The sequence below is a fragment of the Hahella chejuensis KCTC 2396 genome, assembly GCF_000012985.1.
Lineage (GTDB): Bacteria > Pseudomonadota > Gammaproteobacteria > Pseudomonadales > Oleiphilaceae > Hahella > Hahella chejuensis.
Window position 1 is genome coordinate 1,928,331 of the sequence record NC_007645.1, and the last position, 24,293, is coordinate 1,952,623.

Sequence of the window (24,293 nt, forward strand, 5' to 3'; positions counted from 1 at the left end):
GGAAGGCCCCTAAATATTGACCAGGCCGGTGAAGCCAAGAAACGCCAGCGACATCAGACCGGCGGTGATCATGCCGATGGCTCCGCCCTTGAACGGTTCTGGCACATCAGCGGCGGCGATACGTTCGCGCATGGCGGAAAACAGCGTCAGCACCAGAGAGAAGCCGACAGCGGCGCCGAACCCGTACAGGATCGACTCCATGAAATCATTTTGCTTTTTGATGTTTAACAGCGCGACGCCAAGCACAGCGCAGTTAGTGGTGATTAGCGGCAGAAAAATGCCCAGGACGCGATAAAGCAGGGGGCTGGTTTTTTTGATCACCATTTCCGTGAACTGAACGACCACCGCGATCACCAGAATGAAAGTAATGGTTTTCAAGAATTCCATGCCAAGCGGCGCCAGCAGGTATTCATACGCCAGATAGCTGCACAATGAAGATAGCGTCAGCACAAAGGTGGTGGCCAGGGACATGCCCATGGCGGTTTCCAGCTTGTTGGACACGCCCATGAAGGGGCACAGGCCCAGGAATTGAACCAATACGAAATTGTTGACCAGTATGGTGCTCACCAGTATCAACAGGTATTCAGTCATCAGCGCCTCTTATTCAGGATCTTTACCGGCTTGTATCCTAATGCTAGCCGAAGCGTCGCGTTTAGCGGCTTCCTGCCGTGCGAAACGCCGCCGGCTTCCGGAAAACCATGGTCCTGGCGGATATTATCTGGTTGTGCGGCGGGGCGTTCAAGGCTGCGTCAACCGTCTCCCGCGCGGAGTTACCGCAAATTTGAGCTGACGCAGCAAAACGGCGCCTGGAAGCGCCGTTATGTCGGTTACTTAACCTGCATGCCCGGTTGCGCGCCGCTGTCCGGCTGCAACAACCAGATATCTTTACCGCCAGGGCCCGCCGCCAGCACCATGCCTTCGGACATGCCGAATTTCATCTTGCGCGGCTCCAGGTTGGCGACCATGACCGTCAAACGCCCAACCAGATCTTCCGGCGCATAGGCGGACTTGATGCCGGCGAACACCTGACGTTGTTCACTGCCGATATCCAGTTGCAGGCGTAACAGTTTGTCTGCGCCTTCCACGTGCTCCGCAGAGACGATTTTGGCGATGCGCAGGTCGATTTTGGCGAAGTCGTCGAACTTGATCGTTGGCGCGATCTCCTCTTCGGATTTAGCCTCTTTCTTGTCCTTTTTCGCTTTGCCGTTGTCCTTCGGCGCCTGCGCCATGTTGTCCTTGGAGGCATCCACCATGGCGTCCACGGCCTTGGGATCAACCCGGGAGATCATTGGCTTGAACTCATTGACGGCATGATCGGTCAGTGGCTCAAGCGGTCTGTTCCAGACGATGGGCGCGTTCAGGAATTCTGCGGAAGCCGCAGCAACGCCCGGCAGCACTGGGGCCAAATAGGTGATCAGGATGCGGAACAGGTTCACGCCGACAGAACAGACATCCAACACTTCCTGCTCTTTGCCTTCTTCCTTCGCCAGTTTCCAAGGCGCTTTTTCATCGATGTACTTGTTGGCCAGGTCGGCCAGCGCCATGATTTCTCTGACCGCTTTGCCAAATTCGCGATCTTCGTACGCCTGGGCGATAAAATCGGATTTGGACAGGAACTGCTCAATCAATTCCGGCTCGCTGATCTGAGGCGACAGTTTGCCTCCTGCTTTGGTAATGAACTTGGCGCAACGGCTGGCGATATTGACCAGCTTGCCAACCAGGTCAGCATTCACTTTCAGCGTGAAGTCCTGCAGGTTTAAGTCCAGATCGTCCACATTGGAGGTCAACTTGGCGGCGAAGTAATAACGCAGGTACTCCGGATTCAGGTGCTCCAAATAAGTCCGCGCCATGATGAAGGTGCCGCGGGACTTGGACATCTTCGCTCCGTCCACAGTCACGAAACCATGCGCGTAAACGGCGCTGGGCGTTCTGAAGTCCGCGCAACTCAGCATGGACGGCCAGAACAACGCGTGGAAGTTGATGATGTCCTTGCCGATGAAGTGATACAGCTCGGCGGTGGAGTCTTTCTTCCAATATTCGTCGAAGTCCAGATCCGCGCGTCGCGCGCACAGATTCTTGAAGCTCGCCATGTAACCGATCGGCGCGTCCAGCCAGACGTAGAAGAACTTACCGGGTTGATCTGGAATCTCGAAACCGAAGTAGGGCGCGTCGCGGGAGATGTCCCACTCCTGCAGGCCTGCGTCCAGCCACTCCGCCAACTTGTTGGCGATCTGCGGCTGCAGGGTTCCGCTACGGGTCCACTTCTGCAGGAACTCCTGAAAGTCAGGTAACTTGAAGAAGAAGTGGGTGGATTCTTTCTCTATGGGCGTCGCGCCGGAAATGGCGGAGCGTGGATTGATCAATTCGGCGGGTGTGTAAGTGCTGCTGCAGACCTCACAGTTGTCGCCGTATTGGTCTTCCGCTTTACACTTTGGGCAGGTTCCTTTGATGAAGCGGTCGGCCAGGAACAGGTTCTTTTCCGGGTCGTAAGCCTGGGTGATGGTGCGCGTGGCGATTTTACCCGCGTCCAGACAGGCCTTGTAAATATATGAGGACAGCTCCCGGTTTTCTTCCGAGTGCGTGGAATAATAATTGTCGAATTCGATCAGAAACTCAGCGAAATCGCGACGGTGGTCGGCGTTCACCTGATCGATCAGTTGCTCCGGAGTAATGCCCATCTGCTCGGCTTTAAGCATGATCGCTGTGCCGTGCGCGTCGTCGGCGCAGACATAGGTGCATTGATGGCCGCGAAGCTTCTGGAATCTTACCCAGATATCAGTCTGGATATATTCCAGCAGGTGCCCAAGGTGAATAGGGCCGTTCGCGTACGGTAAAGCGCTTGTGACGAGAATTTTTCTAGGCTCTCCGGACATAATTCTTTCCGTTATTACTCATATAAGGCTTGTCGCCAAGCCATGGACAATGGCCGTCGACGTCGATGCGTCGGCGGTGGTGACAAAACGCGGGATGGATACCGTCATCAGGATTCCCGCGAGGGGCGCATATGATACCGTTTGGAAGCCTGATTTTCATCCCGCCGGGCGCGATTAAATTGAATAAAACCATACTGATTCAGTATAGTATTGCCCCATCTTTCCTCTATATATCCCAATATCCCACCTTTTCCGGAGAACAGAATGAGCAGCATTGACAGATCTGCAGTGGAAGCCGCCATCAAGGGCTATAAGGACCCCTATCTGAAGGAAGATCTTTTCGCCATCGAGGCGATAAAGTCGCTGGATATTCAGGGGGATGTCGTCAAGTTGGAGGTGGAGCTGGGCTATCCGGCGGCAGGCGTCGCCGGCGCGCTGAAACAGATCGTTGGTTTGGCGATTGAGGACGTGGATGGCGTAGAGCGCGCAGAGGTGAACGTCAGCTGGAAAATTCTGCCGCACCAGGCGCAGCGCAATCTGCAAAGCATCAAAAGCGTGAAAAATATTATTGCAGTCGCTTCCGGCAAAGGCGGTGTGGGGAAATCCACTACTGCTGTGAACTTGGCGCTGGCGTTGCAGAAAGAGGGCGCCAAGGTGGGGGTGCTGGACGCCGATATCTACGGCCCCAGTCAGGGCATGATGTTGGGCGTGGCGGACGGCGCCCGCCCAGAGGTGCAGGATGGGCAGTTTTTCATCCCGATACGCGCCCATGGCATGCAGGTGATGTCCATGGCGTTTCTGGTGACGGAGAAAACGCCGATGGTGTGGCGCGGCCCCATGGTCAGCGGCGCGCTTCTGCAATTGCTGACGCAAAGCCTGTGGGAGGATCTGGATTATCTGGTGGTGGATATGCCCCCCGGCACTGGCGACATTCAGCTCACGCTGGCGCAAAAAGTGCCGGTGACCGGCGCCGTCATTGTGACCACGCCGCAGGACATCGCGCTGCTGGATTGCAAGAAGGGCATTGAGATGTTCCGCAAAGTGGATATTCCCGTGCTGGGCGTCGTAGAAAACATGAGCATGCATATCTGCAGCAACTGCGGTCACCATGAGCCCCTGTTTGGCGCTGGCGGCGGCGAGCGCGTCTCGGAAGAGTACGATACAGAACTGCTGGGGCAATTGCCGTTGCATATGACCATCCGAGAGCAAACGGATTCAGGATCGCCGACGGTGGCGGCGGAGCCGGATTCCGAAGTTGGACTGATTTATCGGGATATTGCGCGCAAGCTGGGGGCGATATTGTCGCAGCGAGCCAAAAATCAGGCGCAAATGTTTCCGGAAATCATTATCAAATCGGACTGATGTCCCGTTATTAATCAGGCAGACAAATAGCTTCCTTCTATTTGTCTGCAACGACAGGGCCTGCACATGTCAGACCCTGTCTCCCGCGGCTTGCCGCCGCGCAGGCGCATCCATGCGCCTGATTATTAACATGCCAATATCATTGCCATATTAATAATAGTTGCTATAGCGCGCTGTTCCGGCATGGGGCCTTTGTCTAAAACCGGCTATCCATGTATGATTGCGCGCTTATCGATCAACCTGTGCAGAATGAGTAAGAGATATGGCGATTAAGTCGGATAAGTGGATTCGTAGAATGTCCCTGGAGCATGGCATGATCGAGCCGTACGAAGGGAGCCAGGTGCGCGAGTCGGAGAATGGCAAGATCATTTCCTACGGCGTTTCCAGTTATGGCTACGATGTCCGCTGCAGTAACGAATTTAAAATTTTCACCAATGTCCATTCTGTCACCGTTGATCCCAAGGCCTTTGATTCGAAGAGTTTTGTGGATTTCGTCGGGGACGTGTGCATTATTCCTCCCAATTCTTTCGCCCTGGCGCGCACGGTTGAGTACTTTCGTATTCCCCGCAATGTGCTGACCGTCTGTTTGGGCAAATCAACCTACGCCCGTTGCGGCATTATCGTGAACGTCACTCCGCTGGAGCCGGAGTGGGAAGGGCACGTGACTTTGGAATTCTCCAACACGACCAATCTGCCCGCTAAGATCTACGCCAACGAAGGCGTGGCGCAGATGCTGTTTTTTGAGTCCGACGAAGTATGCGATGTCAGCTACAAGGACCGCGGCGGCAAGTATCAGGGGCAAGTCGGCGTTACTCTGCCGAAAGCCTGATCTGATTCCTTTGATGCAGATGACGCGACGGATGCCGTCCGTTCCGTCGTCATCTGCGGTGTTGGTGAATATCTGAATAACCGGTTCGCAATATGGCGCAAGAGGGTGTCATCAAGTTTGATTTGCGGCACACGCAGCAATCGCTGCCTGAGCATGTGGATCTCAGCGAGCTTGAAGCCTGGCGGGGCGTGCTGTTTGAGCATGAACTGATCGGTCAGGACCCGTTTCGGTATGACGGCCTTGGTTACGGCAACATCAGTATGCGCGTCAGCCCTGACGGCGCTTTTGTCGTCACCGGCAGCCAGACAGGCGGTGAACCTTACCTTGATGCGAGCCAGTATGCGCTGGTGACCGGTAGCGAAGTGAACGCGAATCGACTGACTTCCGTCGGTGAAATCAAACCCTCTTCCGAGTCTTTAACCCACGCATTGCTATACGACCTTGACCCAGACGTGCAGGCGGTGGTGCATGTGCATTCGCCGGAAATCTGGCATAACGCCGCGGCTCTTGGTCTGACGACCACGCCGGAGAGTGCGGAGTACGGCAGTATGGACCTGGTCAACGCCATTAAGTCATTGTGGCGTGACGGTAAACTGAAGACTCCTGGCGTTTTCGTCATGCTGGGACATCAGGATGGCGTGGTGGCGTTTGGCCCTTCGCTGAGGGCGGCGACCGGCATTATTCTGAATGCCCATCATCAGGCGATCTTTGGCGCTCCGGGCGCTCCCGGCGGCGATCGTCGTCTTTGATTTCCTTTATACTTGTGTCTGGGCGGCATTCCTCCCTTTATCTAACTCTGACTGATTTCTCGGTAAGGAGACCCCATTGGCGTCTTTAAAGCATTTTAAAAAACTCGAAGGTCTGCGCGGCTGGCGGCAGGTTGTATTTGTTCTTTCCTTGGCGGAACGGGCGACGCCGAACTTGAAGTTGTTTGTTGAGTCTCAGGAGCTGACGTTGTCCCGTGAAGTGAAAGGGGCTCTGGGCGCACTATGGAAAACGGTGCAGGAAAACGCCAAGCTACAAACTTTGCCCTACGTGGAAAAGCTGGAAGAGTTCCTCGATCAACTTGGCGACATTGACGCCTATGGCGCACGCCCTGCGTCTGACTGGGCGCAGTTGCTCCTGTTAGGATTGCAGTTGTGGGATGATGAGAAAAGCAAAAAGGCGCGCGAAGCTTCTGAAATCTCCTTCCGCACAGTGATGGACTTTGTTGAGTTTTCCGAAGGCGAGGGGCTTTCCGACGACGATCTGGTGGCCCTGTGGGATAAGCATCCCTTGGTGAAGGATGAATTAGCATTTCATGATGAGCTGTACGCCAAACTACAGGAGCTACGCGCGCCTACTGTCGAAGGGCTGGCGGAGATACGTAAACTCAGCCGCCAGGGGGGCGTGAGTAATATTGGTATCTCGCTGGACGGCTGAGCGCTGACGCCAGCGCTCGCATCCGTAAAAATACAATTGTCTGCATTCAGCTAAAAATTGTAGTCTCTGACGCTCCCCGTGGAGGTTCTCCGCGGGAAAAAGCCTTAAACTAAATCTGACCGGCGAAGTTTTCCGGTCGTCGGGCGCCATTAAAATAAAGAGTCGAGCGTAAGGGGAGTGTCATGTTGTTATCGGAGTTTGGAACCAAGTTTACCAGGGAAGCTGGCATCAATTCGTTAATGGAGGATTTGGGCAACGCCCTCGCCGGAGGCGACATGATCATGATGGGGGGCGGCAACCCAGGCAACATCCCGGAAGTTCAAGCCGCGTTTCAAGAGCAATTGGCGCGCATCAGCGCTGATGCAGACGAGTTCCGTAAGTTAACAGGCATCTATGATCCGCCCCAGGGAGAGAAGCAATTTATCGCCGCTTTGGCTGAATTGCTGAGCCGGGAGTACGGTTGGCCGATTAAGCCTGAAAACATCGCCCTGACCAATGGCAGCCAGTCCGCTTTTTTTATTCTCTTCAACATGTTCGCCGGACGCTATCCTGATGGCGGTCATAAGCGCATCATGCTGCCGATGACGCCAGAGTACATTGGCTATGCGGACGCCGGGCTCAGCGAAGATTTCTTTGTCTCATCCAAGCCGACCATTGAGATGCTGGATGAGCATACTTTCAAATACCACGTCGATTTTGATCATCTCAATATCGATGAGAATGTTGGCGCCATGTGCGTATCCCGTCCAACCAATCCTACGGGCAACGTACTGACCGACAATGAAATGGCGCGCTTGATCGCCATGGCGAAAGAGCATGACGTACCGCTGATTGTCGACGGAGCCTATGGTTTGCCATTCCCTGATTTAGTTTATGTCGACGCTAAACCAGTCTGGGATGAGCATCTGATTCTGTGTTTGAGCTTATCCAAGCTGGGCTTGCCGGCGGTGAGAACCGGCATCGTGATCGCCCAACCGGAAATTATCAAAGCCGTTGCGTCGGTTAATGCAATCGTTAATCTTGCTCCAGGCAGCTTTGGCGCGATGTTGACCAAAGATTTTGTCCGCAGTGGTGAAATTCTGCGGCTGAGTCGTGAAGTGGTTAAGCCATGCTATCAGGCTAAAGCCGAGAAGGCGGTGGCGACGCTGCATCGAGAGCTGGATGGGTTGCCTTTTGCGTTGCACAAAGCGGAAGGCGCCATGTTCCTGTGGTTATGGCTGCGCGACTTCCCGCTTTCCAGTCATGAGCTTTACCAGCGCTTGAAACAGAAAGGCGTGCTGGTGGTGTCTGGCCACTATTTCTTCCCGGGATTGCAGGAAGAGTGGGGGCATACTCATGAGTGTCTGCGTATTACCTACTCTCAGGATGAAGAGCTGGTGGAGAAGGGCTTGAAGATTATGGCGGAAGAGATTCGTCGCCTTTACGCTGACAAGTCCTGATTGATGAAATCCGTGCGGGGCGAGCGTTTCCGCTCCGCACAGTCCGCACAGATAGTTAAAAAAGGGCGATGGATCAGGGCTTTATGACCCGGTCTCCCACTTTGGCCTTTTCCAGATAGATTTCGTACTTCTCTCCATCCGGCTCAATCTGCACCATTTGCACTAACAGGTAATTCCAGTCCTTGGCGAACCAGAGGCGTGTTTGCCGATCGCTGTCCGGCTTGCGAACTTTTTCCACGACGATGCAGTCAATTTTCCCAAGGCGGGTGTCCAGTTTTTCTTCGCCTACGACGCTGAAGACGAATTCCTTGAGATGCCCCCCGTCTGCGACTTTATAAACCAGATCGGTCATCCCTTTCGCCAAGTCCAGGCGTAACTGCAACTGATAGCTGAGCTTGTCCAGAGTTTGTTCTGGAATAGTCATGCTCCATGGCTTGTTCTCAACATTGTTGCGAACGGACATCTTGTCCCAGTTGAAGTCCACGGTGGCTTTTTTGTCCTTGACCCAGCCGCTTCGCTCGTAGGAGTAGTTAGTGGGGCGGATATAGTCATTGACCCATTGGAAATTAACGCGTTCGTTAATATCCACGATGAATGAGGTTACATCGAAATTGTACGACCAGGAGCCATCCTTCAGCTGCTTCAACTCTCTGACGGCGGCGCCGCGAATGGGGATGCCTTTTTTATAGGAAGCTTTATATTCCGCTTTGGTGGGAATCAACTCCTGATTAGCGTAGGCCTGACTCGGCGCTGTTACTGCAGAGGCCGCTACAAAAAATAACGAACATGCAACAGGAAGCCTTAATGTATCTGCGAGCGCCCTGAGGTGTCCCCGCATATATGGTTCTCCGTTGTTTTACTGACAGATCAACATTAAGCGCTCAGTCGCCTGGGATCAAGCGTCGCCAGGCGTTATCGCATTGCTGATTTGTAATCCGGCGGGAGGAAGTTCGGCGTCATCCAGATAGGCGCGCTCGTCGCGCATGACCAGTCTGCTTTCACAGAACCAGCGCACGGCTTGCGGATATATGAGATGTTCCTGTAACTGCACGCGATCCGCCAGACGCTTGGGATCGTCGCCGGGAAGAACCGGAACGACCGTCTGGATGATGTTGGGGCCGCCATCCAGTTCTTCCGTTACAAAATGCACGGTGGCGCCATGTGCGGAGTCGCCGGCTTCCAGCGCTCTTTGATGCGTGTTGAGTCCTTGGTATTTGGGCAGCAGTGAAGGGTGTATGTTCAGCATGCGCCCTTGATAATGGCGCACGAACTCCACTGTAAGAATGCGCATGAAGCCCGCCAGCACCACCAGATCAGGAGCGTGATGGTCTATTTCCGCCATCAGCGCCTGATCAAAATCAGTGCGGGTTTCAAACTGTCGGTGGTCGACTACAGTGGTGGGAACGCCGGCTTTGGCTGCGCGCTCAAGCCCGTAGGCGTCCCCTTTGTTGCTGATGACGCTGACAACCTCTCCGTGCACAGTGTCTGCGGAGACGGCGTCCAACAGCGCCTGCAAGTTGCTGCCGGACCCCGAAATTAATACGACGATTCGCCGCGGCGCGGATTCAGTTGCAATAGTCACGCTCAGTCAACCAGACCTTTCAGTTCAACAACAGGTTCTTCTTCCGTGTGGGTTTCAATCGATCCAATACGGAAGACGGTTTCTCCCGCTGCGCTCAGTAATTCCAGGGCTTTGTCGGCGCTATCCGCAGGCACGCAAACCACCATGCCTATACCGCAGTTGAAGGTGCGGAACATTTCGTTCCAGGCCACATTGCCGTTTTTTTGCAGCCAATTGAAGAGTTCAGGCATCTCGAAGGCGTTGACGTCGACGACGGCTTTCGCATGAGCTGGCAGTACTCGCGGCAGGTTTTCCAACAGTCCGCCGCCAGTGATGTGAGACAGCGCATGGACCGGGGTCTGACGGATCAGCTCCAGTAAAGGCTTAACGTAAATGCGGGTAGGCGCCAGCAATGCTTCGCCCAGAGTGGCGTCGCCGAACGGCTGATTCAAATCCGCGCCGCTGACTTCGACGATCTTGCGCACCAGTGAGTAGCCGTTGGAGTGAACGCCGGAGGAGGCCAGACCAATCAATACATCGCCGGGTTTAACCAGACTGCCGTCAATAATCTTGGACTTTTCTACGATGCCAACGCAGAAGCCGGCCAAATCATAGTCGTCGCCCTCGTACATGCCGGGCATTTCGGCGGTTTCTCCGCCAACTAAAGAACAACCTGCTTGGCTGCATCCTTCGCCGATGCCAGTGACGACAGTGGCCGCCACATCAACGGACAGTTTTCCGGTGGCGTAGTAATCCAGGAAAAACAAAGGCTCCGCGCCTTGTACGATCAGGTCGTTAACGCACATGGCCACCAGGTCGATACCGATGGTGTCGTGTTTGTTCATTTGCATGGCCAGCCGCAGCTTGGTGCCCACGCCGTCGGTGCCGGAAACCAGAACGGGCTCCTGATAGCCTTTCGGCAGTTCGAACAGGGCGCCGAAGCCGCCGAGTCCGGCCATCACTTCCGGACGGCGAGTCGCCTGCGCGGCGCCCTTGATGCGCTGCACCAGCGCATTGCCGGCGTCGATGTCGACTCCAGCGTCACGATAACTTAAAGAAGGCTTGTCATTGGAAGCGGTCATAATAGGTGTCTGCCCTATAGCGTAGGTCCACGGAAAGGAGGCGTATTTTAACAGCCCAGTCACCCCAGCGCCAATGCAGTAAACTATAAGTCGTAGCGACTTCGTCATGACAGTGGAGCGGCTGTGTTGAAGTTAATCGGCTTTAATAGTGGAGAAAAGTTAAATGGTGTATCCTTGCCTGTCGTGCTTGGGCCCCTAAAACAACCGTCTGGCGACTCTGTGGCGGAAGGGGCGAATAGGGTGCTCCGAGGTGATTGCATCGGGTCGTCCGTAGTTTGAATATTAACATGGCAATGATATTGGCATGTTAATAAAGAGGCGCATGGATGCGCCTTCGCGGCGGTGAGCCGCGGGAGACAGGGACTGACATGTGCAGGCCCTGTCGTTGCAGACAAATAGAAGGAAGCTATTTGTCCGCCTGATTAATAATACGGGAGGATGGCTTGAAACAGGCCGCTAGATTGTTGTTCCGGGCGATCGTCCTGAAACGCCGGGTACTGTCGTTTTTGTCTTTATTTTTGTTGTGCGGTTACGCCCATGCTGTGGCGATCAGCGATATTTACGACGTGGAAGTGCCGGTTTCCGGGCAGGACCCGAAAGAGCGCGCTGAAGCCGTCGAAAAAGGCGCCGGCATGGTGATGGATCGCGTTGCGGGCAATAGCGGCTGGCGCAATGTTTTGGACGCAGCGGTGCTGGCGGAGCAGGCTCCTCGTTTGCTTGAGGAGTACAGCTACGGTTATGCGGTGGTGGATTCAGGTTCCGGCCCGCGTCGCCGGCTTGTGTTGAAAGCGCACTATTCCGCCCAGGGTTTTGAGAATCTGCTCAGTCAGTACAAAGTGCCTGTGTGGGGGCGCAATCGACCGCAGGTGCTGGTCTGGATGGCGGTGGACGGCGATCGCGGCCGGGAAATTCTGGGCGAAGGCGCCTCTCACCACTTGGTGGCTGCGGTGAAATACTCCGCGCAGCGCTGGGGCGTGCCTTTGTTATTGCCCTTGATGGACCTGCAGGATGCGTCCAGTCTGAACACCTCTGATTTATGGGGCTTTTTTGCGGAGCCGGTGGAGGCGTCCTCCACGCGTTACAGTCATGACTCAATTCTGATGGTGCGAGCCTATCCAAGAAGCGGTCGCTGGAGCGGCTTGTGGCAGTTGCGCGTCAGTGGTCAGAAAATCGCGGAAGAGAGTGTCGAAGCCGATACGATCAGCGCAATGGCGGACAAAATGATGGAATCCGTCGCGTTGTCCCTGGCCCATAAATATGCGGTTAATTTGGGGGCGGACGCCCAGGGCGATGAAGTCGCCGTGGAAGTGTCGAATGTCACGGACTTTCGTTCCTATGCGGATATTCTCAAGTATTTGCGTCAATTGGCGCCCGTCAAGAAAGTGGAGCCTGTGTATGTGGGTGAGGACATTGTGCGTTTTCAGTTGAAGCTGAACGGCTACCCAGAGCAGCTGGCTGAACATCTCGCGCTACAACCAAGATTGCGTCCCGAGCTTGGCCCTTCTACTCAGGAAGAGGTTGGACGCAGACTCTATTATTCGTGGGCGGGAGACCGCTAGGCATAGATAGGACCGTGGCTTTTCCCGTGTTGCGGTCTTTGATTCGCCAAGACTGAATCAGAGCAATATTGAAATAGAAAAACGCCCGTATGACGGGCCGTCACACGGAATGACGACGCAACAGGTTTCCGGATAACTTTAGATTTTATTTCATAACCGGAGGAAAGCAGGATTTGCGATTAGAGTGGCGACATATTCCCAATGTCATAACCGTGTTGCGCATTTTCCTGATTGGACCGATCGCGTACTGTCTGGCCCGTGAGTTATACCGGGAAGCCATGTGGTTGTTTTTTGTTGCGGGGGCTTCAGATGCTTTGGATGGTTTCCTGGCCCGCGCCTGCAAGTGGTCCAGCCGTTTTGGCGCCGTCACCGACCCGCTGGCGGATAAAGCATTGCTGGTCACCGTATTTATCGTGCTGACTTACAATCAGGTTCTACCACTTTGGTTGACTTTGCTGGTCTTTGCGCGGGATGTGATCATAGTGGCTGGCGCGTTGACCTACCATAAACTGGTTGGCGCCTATAAAATGCAGCCCTCGCTGTGGGGCAAGCTCAGTACGCTGAGCCAGATAACATTTATTCTTGCGGTGATATTGAATCTCGCGGGAGTAGTCATGCCTCCATGGGCTCTTGAGGGCGGAGTCTGGGTTGTCGCGCTGACGAGTTGCATCAGTGGCGCGCACTACGTGATTCTGTGGGGAGGCAGATTTTATCGCGCTCGCAACGGACTGGCCAAGTGACGGCGCTGTAACTGCTTAATAGGCTTTGCGTAGAAGATGCGGAAATCAGAGAACACACAAATGGCGCTGCGGTTGTCGAACGGCGAAAGCGCTACGCTGGAAAACTTTTTCGAGCCCCCCTCCGGCGTTGTGGTGCAATCCATTCAGCGTTTTTTCACTGCGTCTGAAGATACCGTCTTTTCCATCTGCGGAGCCTCCGCTCAAGGCAAAACCCATCTTCTCATGGCCGCCTGCAATGGTTTCCGCAGTGAGAAATGCTTTTATCTATCCTTGCGTGAGTACGCAGATTTTGGCGTACATGTGCTGGCTGGTTTGGAGTCTTTCGATGTGCTGTGTTTTGACGATATTGACGCCATAGCCGGGCAGCCTGAGTGGGAAGAGGCGTTGTTCCACTTGTTCAATCGTTGCCGTGAGCGCGGTTGCAAGTGGTTGATCACGTCGGCGGAGGCCCCTTCCCAGACCCCATTTCTCTTGCCGGACCTGAAAACCCGCCTGGCGTGGGGGGAGTGCGTGCGACTTCCCGAGCTGGACGAGGTGCAACGCATCAACGTTCTGGATATCAAGGCGGCGAATATTGGCTTTCGTCTTTCAGATGAGGTTAAGCAGTACATTATGCGTCGCGCCCCGCGGGATTTAAGCTCGCTTTCTTTGATTCTGGAGCGTCTGGACAAAGCTTCTCTGGTGGAAAAGCGCCCCATAACTGTGCCTTTCGTCAAGTCTGTGATGAATTGGTGATCCTTGTAGGCCTTAGGGTCTAACTTTTTGCCTGTTTGGCTGGCAAAATCCCCTCTGATCAGTAAGAATTTTCAGGATATAAAAATAAGCGGGGGGATTATGCGCAGAGTGGTCTTTAATCAAAAAGGCGGAGTGGGTAAATCCAGCATTGTCTGCAACTTGGCCGCCATCAGCGCTGCGCAGGGCTCCAAGACCTTGGTCGTGGATCTGGACCCGCAAGGCAACTCCAGCCTTTATCTGTTGAGCCGCAACGTCATGGAATTGAAGGATACGGTGGCGGACTTCTTCGAGCAGACTATGGCTTTCAATCTATTCAATAAAAAAGTGGATGATTTCATTCACGCCACCCGTTATCCCAATCTTTTCGTCATGCCCGCCAGTCCCGAGCTGGAGTTTCTGGAGCGCAAACTGGAGGCGCGGCACAAGATCTATAAGTTGCGTGATGCGCTGGTGAAGCTGGGTGATGTATTTGACCGAATTTATATTGATACCGCCCCGGCCTTGAATTTTTACACCCGATCGGCGTTAATCGCCGCCCAGCGGTGCCTGATTCCGTTTGATTGCGATGATTTCTCCCGACAGGCCTTGTACTCCATTCTTGGAGAAATTCAGGATTTGCAGGAAGATCACAACAAAGATCTGAAAGTTGAGGGGATCGTCGCCAATCAGTTTCAACCGCGCGCAAACCTGCCAACGCAGATAATTGAGTCGATGAAAGAAGAAGGGTTGCCGGTATTGCCGGTGCGCCTGAACGCCTCTGTGAAGATGAAAGAGTCTCACCAGGCGCATGAGCCGTTGATTCATTTTGCGCCCAAGCACCCCCTGACGCAGCAGTTTCAGGAATTGCACACGATGCTCCAAGGAGCGTCTGTATTGTCCGAGGCTTGATGGGCGCGAGTCAGAGTATTCATTTTTTGAGCACCTAATTGTTGTAAGAGTAGGCAGTAGTGACAGATCGAATATACGCAGAGTTGGCGGATGTCCTGTTGGGTCTTGAGTCGGAACTCCGACGTATGGGGTTATGGCGAGAAGACCAGCCTCACGAGGACGCTCTCGCCAGTGTGACGCCATTTTGCGCAGATACGCTGGAATTCCATGAGTGGCTGCAATTTATCTTCATTGAGCGCATGAAGGTGATTGTGGAATACCGGGCGCCCATGCCGCCCATGCGCAGTGGGATCGAGCCGGCGGCGGAAATGGCCTATCAGGGTAGGCTTGGTCAGGTGGCCGGGCTGTTGGCTTCACTGCGTCAGGTGGATGAAGCAATTAATAATGCGCGGGACGCATTATCGGGTGGTCAGGGTTTCAGTCAGAACTATTAATATGGCAATGAAATTGGCATGTTAATAATCAGGCGAATAGATGTGTCTGCGCGGCGGCTAGCCAAGGGAGACAGGGCCTGACATGGGCAGGCCCTGTCGTTGCAGACAAATAGCAGACAAATAGAAGGAAGCTATTTGTCTGCCTGATTAATAAGTAAGTCGTGCACGTGATTCCGGACTTGCGGGATCACCTCTTCTTCGAACCAGGGGCGTTGCTTCAGCCATAGGGTGTTGCGAGGCGAGGGGTGCGGTAGCGGGATCAGTCGAGGATACCAGTCGCGCCAGTGTTTGACGTTTTCCGACAAGCTCTTGTAGGCGTTTGGCAGATAAGCTTGTTGCGCATATAGCCCCACCAGTAGAAACACCTCCAGACGAGGCAGGCGCGCCAGGATTTTGTGGTGCCAGTGCTCGTAACACTCCTTTCGCGGCGGCAGGTCTCCACTGCGGCCTTTGCCGGGATAGCAAAACCCCATCGGCATGATGGCGATTCGGCGAGTGTCGTAAAAGGTCTCTTTGTCCAGGCCCAGCCATGCGCGCAGTCTATCGCCACTGGGGTCGTTCCAGGGAATGCCTGTGGCGTGCACGCGAGTTCCTGGCGCCTGGCCGATGATCATCAGGCGGGCGGTGGAGCCTGCTTTCACTATTGGGTTGGGCTCCAAATGCTGCTCACACAGGCGACATGCGCGAACATCCTGCAATAATCGGCTTAATTCGTTGTCGCTATCTGTTGTGTCTATCCGTCTTTGTGTCATCGTCTCGGGGGTAAATATGGTTTCGTTGTCTGCGAACCTGATCATCCATACAACGAAGACTTTTCCTGGGCAGAGTTGCGCGCACTCGCTTGTTGGGCGGCTCAGGTGGCTCCTATTAGTACGTCTACGCCCTGATCAGCGTATATTTGCTTGATCTTCATTAGATCGTCTCGCAGGGATTCCGATGGGAATATTTTGCCCAGAATTCGGCCGCGCTTCCGTTTGCTGTCCGACATCATCAGGATAATCGGCGCTCCGGCTGCTTTGGCGATATGCCAGAATCCGGTGCGTATGGGTTTACGTTCTTCCTTCATTTTGTTGCGGGTGGCTTCTGGCGCGATGGCCAGCGTAAAGGTGGCGCGCTTGGCGAACTCCTGACGCATCTGATCGACAAGATTCGTTTTGGAGCTTCTGTCTACGGGGATGCAGCCGAATTTGGAAAGGAACCAGGAGAAAGGCCACACAAACAAATCCTTTTTAACCAGTGTGTGCAGCTTGCGGCGGTAAATACAGAACAGCGCCAGAATGCGCACCCCATCCATATTTGTGGTGTGAGGAAAGCCGATCACCACTTGCTTATCTTCCCACAACTCTGGTTTTTCGTCATAAGTCCAGCCGCTGAATTTGAAAAGAAGTTTTGAAAGCAGGTACAACATTGCCGTTATTTCCGAGAAAAAATGGTGTGGATCGGAGCCACTTTTAAGGTTTCAGCCCGCTATTGTAACTCACAACCCTCTGAGCGGGTACTCAAGTCCATGGTCGCCAAACTGCGATAGATGGACCCGCTTTCTCCCTGGGTGCTCTGATAGAGTTCAACGGCCGTGACGTCAAAGTGGAGTGGGGCGGTTAAGTCGGCCCGCATATCCAGACGCTGACGTCGGGAACGTCCTCTGGCCAAGGTAAGGTGGGGACGAAAGTTGCGTTTGTCTACAGACTCCCCGGCGCTCGCTATGCGCGACCTGATGCATTCATGCAGCGACAGCAAACGATCATTGGCTGCGATCTGCGCAGTCAGATAACCTGCGCGCTGAGCGCTGGGAAAGGGCGTGATCGCCTCGAACGCGATAGAAAATGATGGGAAATGACGCAAACTTTCACGGATATCTTTCACAAGGCGCTGCGCTACCTCCGGATCGAGGTCCGCAAAAAAATGCAGAGTGATATGCAGTTGTTCCCTTGTTTGCCAACGATAGTGGCGCGATAGCTCTGGATGTAGCGCTTTCAGGCGCTCAATTTCCGTAAGCAGGCGTTCTTTTACGCTAGCGGGAGGGACCAGAGTGAAAAAGCATCTCATCGTTTGATACGGTTATTGGCGTTGTTTAAGCTGCTTCAGCAGATTCCGCTTTTGCGCTAAGGAATAACTGCTCCAATCCAGTATTTCCTGCAATGTGCGCTTGCAGCCGCAACAGACGTCGTTCTCATCCAGGCAACAGTTACGGACGCAGGGATTAGCGGGTTCGCCATTGGCGTCGCTTTGGCCTGGCACTTTGCTCGCGCCGCTCCACCAGTCTTGTGGGGGCATTGACGGGGGCCAGCGTTTAGACATAAGCGACTCGCTCTGACGGCTTGTCTCAGTTCAGCGGGAGGCCGATTTGGCCGCCTTCCGGGTTGAGTACGCCTTGCTTGAGGGCGTTAAAGAACTCCGGCAATTGATCAGAAGGCATGGGCAGGGAATACAGATGTCCCTGTACGTAGCGAACATTGTGGTTACGGAAGAAGGTTTCCTGTTCGGTTCTTTCTATGCCTTCCACGATGACGCGCATATGCATGCGGCTGGCGATGCTGAGCAGAGTCTCAAGAATAGCAGCGTCATAGTCGTCTCCCGGCACATTGCGGGTGAGGGCGCGGTCGATTTTTACCGCATCCACCGGTAGCCGGGCCAGATTGGACAGCGAAGACAGACCGGAGCCGAAGCTGTCGATGGTGATATTGACGCCAATCTCTTTCAGTCCGCCCAAGATTTCCGCCGCCTCTGCGGGATTATTCACCAACACCTGTTCGCCGATCTCCAAATTAAGAAATGCGGGGTTGACGCGTATTTCAGCGATGACTCGTTTCAGCGTTTCCACCATCTGAGGGTGGTGCAGTTGGCGTGCGGAAATGTTGATCGCCACCTGTACATGGGAGCGACTCATCGCCTGTATCGCCCGGCACTGCAGGCAGGCGTTGTAGAAGATCCACTCGCCCAGGGCGGGCAGTAGTCCGGTTTGCTCGGCCACGGAGATGAATTCATGGGGGGCCAGCACGCCACGCTTGGGGTGACGCCAGCGCAGCAAGGCCTCCAGTCCGACGATATGCTGGTTTTCCAGATCTATCTGCGGTTGATAATAGATATCGAACTGGTGCCCGGAAATGGCTGCGCGCAGCTCCTGTTCCGTATTGATCTGGTGCGTCAGCTCGTCGTTCATCTCCTTTTGATACATCTGAATATTGTTGCGGCCGGCTTTCTTGGCGCGGTACATGGCCATATCGGCGTTTTTCAGCAATACAGAATATTCCACGCCATCCCGGGGCGACACGGTGACCCCGATACTGGTGGTGATCACCAGTTGTTGTCCCGGCAGATCAACTGGCCTGGTAATGGCTTCCAGCAGATTGCGGCCTACCAGGTCGCAGTCTTCCGCTCCGTTCACCCGATTCAGAAGGATAGCGAACTCATCGCCGCCAAGCCGGGCGATAGTGTCTTCCTCCCGCACACAGGACGCCAGACGACGGCAGATTTCCTGCAGTAGCGCATCGCCGGCGTCATGGCCCAGTGTGTCGTTAATGCGTTTGAAGTGGTCTATGTCCAGGCTGATCAAGCCGACGTCATGTTGCCGTCGAGAGGCTTGCTTCAAAGCCTGGCGGCAGCGGTCTTCAAACAGGCGGCGATTCGCCGCGCCGGTCAGCACATCGTAGTGGGCGAGGAAGTGCAGCTGGTTCTGGGTTTCGCGGATGGTGGAGATGTCCTGGCCGATAATGATCGCCTGAGTCAGCTCTTCGTCCACGTCGACCACCCGGTTGATGTTCCAGAGCATGACGTGGGAACCGCCATCCGCTGCAGTCATTTCGCTCTCCAGGTTTTCCACTGGGACGCCGGTTTCCAGCACTTTGGTGATTTTCCAGGCGGTTTCATCTTGAAACGCCTTCGGCACAAAGCAAGTGATGTAATTTTTGCCGTAAATATCTTCCCGGTGGTACCCGAACAGTCGGCTGGCGGCGCCATTCCACTGCACGATGCGGAAATTCTTATCCATGACGATAATAGGGCTGCCCGCTGTTTCGATAATGGCGCGGTAGCGACGGGTTGATGTGCGAAATGAGCGCTCCGCCTGTTTGCGTATGTGCACCTCGTCCTGCAACTCCTGATTGACGGCTTCAAGTTCGCGGGTGCGTCGCTGCACCAGTTGCTCAATGGCGTCTTCCACCCGGGCGCGATCGGCGGCGAGCGCAGACAGATAGAGGCTGAATATGGTCATCACCGCCACTTCGCTGTGAAACAGATTGAAGTGGGCGAGGGAGTTATATCTGGTATCGCCGTAGCCATAAGCTAACAGGGCTGCGAGTCCGGACAGACAGACTGCGAGTACGCCGCCAAAACGGCCAAAGCGCAGGCTTGACCAGGCGTACAGTGGAAGAAGTAAAAACAGAGCCATGCCGCCATTCTTGATCAGCAGACCTCCGGCTACGATGAGCAGGGCGGTCCAGACCAGCACCTCCCAAATCCGGTCGACGGCGAGAGAGTAGAACTCTTTCCTGCGACGCCACTGGGTGTAGACCGGAACGGTCAGCAGGATAGGCATGCCGATGCTGTACAGGAGATAAAGCGTTGTCTGCAGCAGCGCTTCCCCAGGTATAGCGCCGCCTACCAACAATGCGATAGGCAGGCTTGCGGCCAGTGAGCTCAGGAAGAGGCTGGCCAGCAGATTCCATAAACGGGTTTCCGAGTGCGGCGGAGTGACGTTAGTCTGCAGAAGCAGATACAGGCGCTTCAACAAAATCGGCTGTGCGCACAGCAGGGCGCTAATGGTTGCGGTAAGGGGGAGTGCGGCGATCAGTGAATGAGGATATTCCTGACGCCATAACGCCAGCACGCCGGTGATTGTGGCGATAATGATAACCGGCAGAGAGCGCAGTCCGTAATGGAAATAGGCGATGGCGCACACAGCGGCGCTGGGCCAGATCCAGGGTAGAGATTCAACGGAGATGAATAAGCCGGCGGAAAGCGCGCTGACAGTAGCGACTACGGTAACGATAAGCAAAGTTCGCCAGTCGCCGCGTCCCGACGTTGATGGGGAGTCGTTGCTTATCAGGCCGTTGTCATCTGGCATGTTTTATGAGGAACCGGATGCTGCTGTTCCCTGTGTCCCTGAGTCAGTTTGAGCGCGAATTTGCGACCGTATAAAGAAACTATAGTGTAATCAGACTGCTTCCGACGACATCATGACTGCAACGATATGTATCTGTACGTAACTGAACGTAAAGGGATTTGTCGCGTTTCGTCGGAAGCTTGCCGGCGCTGTATCATCAGATCAGACGCATGGAAAGATCAATGGCGCGACAGTGCTTGGTGACGCCGCCGATGGAGATAAAGTCCACGCCGGTTTCTGCGATCGCCGCCAGGGTTTCGGAGGTGACGCCGCCGGACGCTTCAAGTTTGGCGCGCCCCTGATTAACGACGACAGCATGCGCCATTTGTTCAATGCTGAAGTTGTCCAGCATGACGATATCTGCGCCGGCGCTCAGGGCCTCCTGTAGTTGCTCCATCGTCTCCACCTCCACTTCCACTGGTTTGCCGGGAGCGATGCGGTGAGCCTCTTCCACTGCATTATGGATGGAGCCGCAGGCCATGATGTGATTTTCCTTAATCAGGAAAGCATCCCATAGACCAATGCGGTGGTTGCGACAGCCGCCGCAGGAGGCGGCGTATTTCTGCGCCACTCGAAGGCCCGGCAGGGTTTTGCGGGTGTCCAACACTTTGGCTTTGGTGTGGCTGACCATATTGGCGTACTGGCGCGCCTGGGTCGCCACGCCGGAAAGGGTCTGCAGGAAATTCAACGCGGTGCGTTCCGCCGTCAACAGCGATCGTGCGCGTCCGCTGACGGTGAACAGCACGTCATTGGCGTGGGCCTGATCGCCGTCTTTGAATTTCCATTCCACCTTGCAGTCCGGATCGACTTTGGCGAAAACAGCGTTAACCCACTCTACGCCGCAGACGATAGCGTCTTCACGAGTAATGACTCTTGCTTCGGCGTGCTGCTCCGCAGGAATCAGCATGGCGGTGATATCGCCGGAACCGATGTCTTCCGCAAGGGCTTTTTCTACGTCTTGTTGAATGGCGGGTTGAATGAGTTGTTCCAACATATATAAAGGCTCAAAGTGTAGTGTGTGAATTCGGCGATAAAATCAGCGTGCCGTTACGTTGGGTGAACGACAGTCTCTGCAAGGCGCTCATGCCAAGCAGAATTTCATCCTCCTCCGTCATCGAAGAAAGAATGCTGGCCTCGACGTTATGCAGTTCAAACGGGCCAATGGTCAGTGTTTTCAAATAAGTGCGAGTAGCTTCGACGGCGCCGTTGGCGGTCTGTACGTAGCCGCGGCTCAGCTTTGGCAACTGCAGGCGCTCCGCCAGTTCAGCGGGCACCGCTACGGTAGTGGCGCCGGTATCCAGAAGGAAGTCCACTTTCTCTCCGTTGATGAGTCCGGTCGTCAGGTAGTGCCCCTGATAATTGGATTGTAAGACCAATTCCTGCGCGCCACTGGCGGACTGGATTATCACGGGGGATTGATTGGGATTCTGCCTCTTCTTTTCCCAGAAGTCGAAAAACTGGGTTAGCAGGAGAATGCCGACGATCCAGGCGGCAATGAACATTCCTTTTCCGATTCCGCGGACCTGTGAGGGATTATTTTGACTCATAACTGCGGGCTTGATTTGGATACCGGATAATACTTCAAGGCAGGTCATAATAACCTATAAACGGAGTCTCACAAGAGGCAATTAATTCAAGGCTTTCAAAGCGGTATAGGTTAATGTGTGACCAGTGTCACCTGGCAACAATTTGTGACAAAAGACGGTATAGTGACGGTATATACTTGCACCGTGGACAATATTACGTCGCTTTGTGACGTATTTTGTCAAGCAATGCATGTGGTTACCTGTTGTCAGGAAGTGCTAGTTGGGAGAAAGTATGTCAACGAGTTCGAAAGTTGTCCGTCTTGACGTTTCAAGGAGTCAGCAAGAGGCTGTCAAGGGTGTGAAGTTACCGGCACTGTTAATCAAGTTACGCGACCGTTGTGGCGAGCACAACCGTAAACTCCTGGACAGGTTATTTGAGCAAGTTGACGACTCGTTTTTTGACTTGGCGGACAAGTCCGCGACCAACTCTGAGCAGGCGTTGTTCTTTGACGCCATGCGTGAAATCCGCCTGAAGAAAGAGCGCATCGCAGCGCTTTTCATGCAGTATTACAACCGCGATTTCCAGTTTCTCGAAGTGCAAAAGCCAGGGATGCTGAAAGCCAATTTTGATCCTCAAAATCTGACCCTGGTGCAGGAAGACAAGCTGGAAGAGCAGGTCGCCATCGACAACATGGTGAACCGCTTTAAAAGCGAAATCGGCCGTGACCTTGAGCACCTGACTATTCGTTTGGATTCGTTGCTGTTTGATGTCAGCGTGGAAGAGGAAAACAACCCGCTTGGCCCTCTGCGCATGGTAACCAACTTCGTTACCGCCTGCGCAGAGCTGGAATTGGGCATCCGCGCCAAGCTGGTGTTCTTCAAACTATTTGAAAAACACGTGCTGACGCAGAATAAAGCCGTGTTGGAAGCCGCCAACAAATTCCTGGCTGAGCAGGGCGTAATGCCTGACCTGAGCGCCAGCCGCAGCGTGCGTCGCACCGGCGTTAATTTACCTCACGCCAGCGGTTCTGTGATCGATCAAAACACGGGCGCTGTGGGCGACTACAATGAAGGCGGATGGGACCCGCAAATCGACCCCCTGCAATACATGCGTCAATTTTCTGACGCTCAAATGGCGGGTGCGGCGGGGGCGGCGGTAAATTTGCCTGTTGTCCAGCAAACTGCGTTATTAAATTTACTGTCTCGTCTGCAAACCACCAACAAGGCCCCGGCGACGGCGTTGTCTGATAATGGCCTGATCAACTTCATGGGTTTGATGGAGCGCGCGGTCCTCAGCAAGGAAGGGCAGCCACGGGCTTCCGTGGGCCGCTTGGACCAGGATGTGATGAATCTGGTCACCATGTTGTTTGAATTCATTTTGGATGATCGCCAATTGCCCGCGGCAATTCGCGCGGTGATTGCGCGTTTGCAGATTCCCATTCTGAAAGTGGCGTTGCTGGATCGCACCTTCTTTAATCAGGGCGGCCACTCTGCGCGCAGACTGCTGAATGAAATGGCCACAGCATCTATTGGCTGGACTGAAAAAGCGCCAGGCGAACCTGATGCGTTCCTCGCCAAGCTGGAGGAAGTCGTACAGCGTCTGGTGACGGAGTTCGACAACGACATCACCATCTTTGACGAAGTGCTGGAAGACTTCATTCGTTTCCGTGAGAGTGATAAGAAGCGCCGCCATCTGTTGGAGCAGCGCACTCGCGACGCGGAAGTCGGGCGGGCCAAATCCGACGCCGCCAAGAAAGTGGTGCAGGATGTTCTGAACGATATGCTGGCCGGCAAGAATATTCCTGCTCTGGTGATGGAAGTATTAAAGGAAGGCTGGAGCAATTATATGGTGTTGCTGCAGCTGAAAAGCGGCAGAGAGCATCCCGATTGGTTGCAGGCTCAGTCTGTGGCGGCCCGACTGATTCAAGGTTGCGACCCCGATGATACTAGCGGGGAAGCGCCGGAAGTCGCGGCGGTGGAAAAATTGATGGAAGAGCTGCGCGTTGGCCTGCAACAAACCGCTTACAAGCCGTTTGAGCTGGATAAAACCCTGCGTCAGCTGCAGAAAGTGTTGTCGGAAACTACACAACAGCGTCTGGCGAAAGAGGTGACGCTGGATGACGAAGACATGGTGGAGGTTGAAACGCTGGAGGTGGCGTCCGCGCCTGCTGTTAAGAACGAAGACGCCTATATCCAGGCCGCCATGCGAGTGCTGAAAACGCCAGAGCCGCCGGTGGCGATACGCAAAGAGCAGGAGCCGAAGCCGAAGCCTGAGGTCGCGCCTGAGCAGGTTGTGGCGGTCGCGGAAGTTGAGCCGGCCGAGCCAGTGGCGCAAGCGCCCGCCCGTATTGTCCTGATTGAAGAAGACAATGAAGAGCCGGCGGTGGAAGTAGAAGCGGATGAAGACAGTCTGAAGTTGGTTGACCGCCTGAAGATTGGCACCTGGGTGGAAATCAACGAAGGCGAAGACAAGAAGTATCGCTGCAAACTGGTGGCGATCATTCAGACGACGGGTAAATACATCTTCGTAAATCGCATGGGCGTCAAAGTGGCGGAGAAAAGCCGTATGGGACTGGCGATCGCCCTGAAGAGCGGAGGTATGGCGCTGCTGGATGACGGTCTTTTGTTTGACCGCGCGCTGGAATCCGTTATCGGCACTCTGCGCAAGGAAACCCCCAAGAAATCATGATCTGCCCGCCGATCCCATTGACGGGGTCGGTGTCGGCATACAGGTGATGAATT

General features: G+C 54.4%; 23 protein-coding genes. 11 read left to right on the top strand and 12 right to left on the bottom strand.

The features are described 5' to 3' along the window. Window positions 1-9 precede the first annotated feature (9 nt). Together rsxA and metG are read right to left on the bottom strand one after the other, a co-directional pair. Entirely contained in the window at window positions 10-591 is a 582-nt protein-coding gene (gene rsxA, locus HCH_RS08595; protein WP_011395801.1) for an electron transport complex subunit RsxA, read from the bottom strand. A 236-nt stretch (window positions 592-827) separates the two neighbouring features. Beyond that, window positions 828-2,873, bottom strand: coding sequence for a methionine--tRNA ligase (gene metG / locus HCH_RS08600; RefSeq protein ID WP_011395803.1), 2,046 nt, complete (start codon window positions 2,871-2,873; stop codon window positions 828-830). Between the two features lie 264 nt (window positions 2,874-3,137). Here metG and apbC point away from each other — a divergent pair, with 264 nt between their 5' ends. The 5 genes from apbC (at window position 3,138) to HCH_RS08625 (ending at window position 7,925) form a co-directional block, all read left to right on the top strand. Continuing rightward, window positions 3,138-4,235 (top strand): iron-sulfur cluster carrier protein ApbC, encoded by a 1,098-nt coding sequence (apbC, locus tag HCH_RS08605; RefSeq protein ID WP_011395805.1) that lies wholly within the window; start codon window positions 3,138-3,140, stop codon window positions 4,233-4,235. Window positions 4,236-4,497: 262 nt separating this feature from the next. After that, window positions 4,498-5,064: a dCTP deaminase gene (gene dcd, locus HCH_RS08610; RefSeq protein ID WP_011395806.1), complete on the top strand. Its 567-nt coding sequence runs from the start codon at window positions 4,498-4,500 to the stop codon at window positions 5,062-5,064. 92 nt (window positions 5,065-5,156) lie between these two features. Further along, window positions 5,157-5,813 (top strand): class II aldolase/adducin family protein, encoded by a 657-nt coding sequence (locus HCH_RS08615; RefSeq protein ID WP_011395807.1) that lies wholly within the window; start codon window positions 5,157-5,159, stop codon window positions 5,811-5,813. 76 nt (window positions 5,814-5,889) lie between these two features. After that, on the top strand, window positions 5,890-6,486 hold the full coding sequence (locus HCH_RS08620; RefSeq protein WP_011395808.1) for a YjaG family protein: 597 nt from the start codon (window positions 5,890-5,892) through the stop codon (window positions 6,484-6,486). 182 nt (window positions 6,487-6,668) lie between these two features. Next, window positions 6,669-7,925 carry a valine--pyruvate transaminase gene (locus HCH_RS08625; protein WP_011395809.1) on the top strand — a complete coding sequence of 419 codons (1,257 nt, stop codon included), beginning with the start codon at window positions 6,669-6,671 and terminating at the stop codon, window positions 7,923-7,925. A 73-nt stretch (window positions 7,926-7,998) separates the two neighbouring features. Here HCH_RS08625 and HCH_RS08630 read toward each other — a convergent pair whose 3' ends face one another. The 3 genes from HCH_RS08630 to purM are packed head-to-tail and all read right to left on the bottom strand — an operon-like array spanning window position 7,999 to window position 10,568. Further along, entirely contained in the window at window positions 7,999-8,763 is a 765-nt protein-coding gene (locus tag HCH_RS08630) for a DUF3108 domain-containing protein (protein ID WP_011395810.1), read from the bottom strand. Window positions 8,764-8,820: 57 nt separating this feature from the next. Then, entirely contained in the window at window positions 8,821-9,507 is a 687-nt protein-coding gene (gene purN, locus HCH_RS08635) for a phosphoribosylglycinamide formyltransferase (RefSeq protein WP_011395811.1), read from the bottom strand. Between the two features lie 2 nt (window positions 9,508-9,509). Next, complete coding sequence (gene purM, locus HCH_RS08640; protein ID WP_011395812.1) at window positions 9,510-10,568, bottom strand: phosphoribosylformylglycinamidine cyclo-ligase; 1,059 nt, start codon at window positions 10,566-10,568, stop codon at window positions 9,510-9,512. A 443-nt stretch (window positions 10,569-11,011) separates the two neighbouring features. On the opposite strand from purM, the gene HCH_RS08645 reads away from it, so the two are divergent. The 5 genes from HCH_RS08645 (at window position 11,012) to HCH_RS08665 (ending at window position 14,924) form a co-directional block, all read left to right on the top strand. Then, window positions 11,012-12,127, top strand: coding sequence for a DUF2066 domain-containing protein (locus HCH_RS08645; protein WP_011395813.1), 1,116 nt, complete (start codon window positions 11,012-11,014; stop codon window positions 12,125-12,127). Between the two features lie 173 nt (window positions 12,128-12,300). Next, on the top strand, window positions 12,301-12,867 hold the full coding sequence (locus tag HCH_RS08650) for a CDP-alcohol phosphatidyltransferase family protein (protein ID WP_011395814.1): 567 nt from the start codon (window positions 12,301-12,303) through the stop codon (window positions 12,865-12,867). Between the two features lie 60 nt (window positions 12,868-12,927). After that, window positions 12,928-13,602, top strand: coding sequence for a DnaA regulatory inactivator Hda (gene hda, locus HCH_RS08655; RefSeq protein WP_238384981.1), 675 nt, complete (start codon window positions 12,928-12,930; stop codon window positions 13,600-13,602). Window positions 13,603-13,701: 99 nt separating this feature from the next. After that, window positions 13,702-14,490, top strand: a complete 789-nt coding sequence (locus HCH_RS08660; protein WP_011395816.1) for a ParA family protein — start codon at window positions 13,702-13,704, stop codon at window positions 14,488-14,490. Window positions 14,491-14,549: 59 nt separating this feature from the next. Further along, window positions 14,550-14,924 carry a YqcC family protein gene (locus tag HCH_RS08665; protein WP_011395817.1) on the top strand — a complete coding sequence of 125 codons (375 nt, stop codon included), beginning with the start codon at window positions 14,550-14,552 and terminating at the stop codon, window positions 14,922-14,924. A 131-nt stretch (window positions 14,925-15,055) separates the two neighbouring features. Here the strand turns inward: HCH_RS08665 and HCH_RS08670 are convergent, their stop codons facing one another. From HCH_RS08670 to HCH_RS08700, 7 genes are all read right to left on the bottom strand, one after another. Next, on the bottom strand, window positions 15,056-15,721 hold the full coding sequence (locus HCH_RS08670) for a uracil-DNA glycosylase family protein (RefSeq protein WP_011395818.1): 666 nt from the start codon (window positions 15,719-15,721) through the stop codon (window positions 15,056-15,058). A 56-nt stretch (window positions 15,722-15,777) separates the two neighbouring features. Next, window positions 15,778-16,332 carry a lysophospholipid acyltransferase family protein gene (locus HCH_RS08675; RefSeq protein ID WP_011395819.1) on the bottom strand — a complete coding sequence of 185 codons (555 nt, stop codon included), beginning with the start codon at window positions 16,330-16,332 and terminating at the stop codon, window positions 15,778-15,780. 59 nt (window positions 16,333-16,391) lie between these two features. Then, a complete protein-coding gene (gene thpR, locus HCH_RS08680; RefSeq protein WP_011395820.1) occupies window positions 16,392-16,970 on the bottom strand; it encodes an RNA 2',3'-cyclic phosphodiesterase in 579 nt (192 codons plus the stop codon). 12 nt (window positions 16,971-16,982) lie between these two features. Next, entirely contained in the window at window positions 16,983-17,222 is a 240-nt protein-coding gene (locus tag HCH_RS08685; RefSeq protein WP_011395821.1) for a DUF1289 domain-containing protein, read from the bottom strand. A gap of 25 nt (window positions 17,223-17,247) precedes the next feature. Then, on the bottom strand, window positions 17,248-19,986 hold the full coding sequence (locus HCH_RS08690; RefSeq protein WP_011395822.1) for a bifunctional diguanylate cyclase/phosphodiesterase: 2,739 nt from the start codon (window positions 19,984-19,986) through the stop codon (window positions 17,248-17,250). A gap of 196 nt (window positions 19,987-20,182) precedes the next feature. Then, a complete protein-coding gene (gene nadC, locus HCH_RS08695) occupies window positions 20,183-21,019 on the bottom strand; it encodes a carboxylating nicotinate-nucleotide diphosphorylase (RefSeq protein ID WP_011395823.1) in 837 nt (278 codons plus the stop codon). Between the two features lie 10 nt (window positions 21,020-21,029). Beyond that, on the bottom strand, window positions 21,030-21,527 hold the full coding sequence (locus HCH_RS08700) for a retropepsin-like aspartic protease family protein (RefSeq protein ID WP_238384982.1): 498 nt from the start codon (window positions 21,525-21,527) through the stop codon (window positions 21,030-21,032). Between the two features lie 382 nt (window positions 21,528-21,909). On the opposite strand from HCH_RS08700, the gene HCH_RS08705 reads away from it, so the two are divergent. Then, complete coding sequence (locus HCH_RS08705) at window positions 21,910-24,240, top strand: DUF1631 domain-containing protein (protein ID WP_049780880.1); 2,331 nt, start codon at window positions 21,910-21,912, stop codon at window positions 24,238-24,240. The last annotated feature ends 53 nt before the right edge of the window (window positions 24,241-24,293 follow it).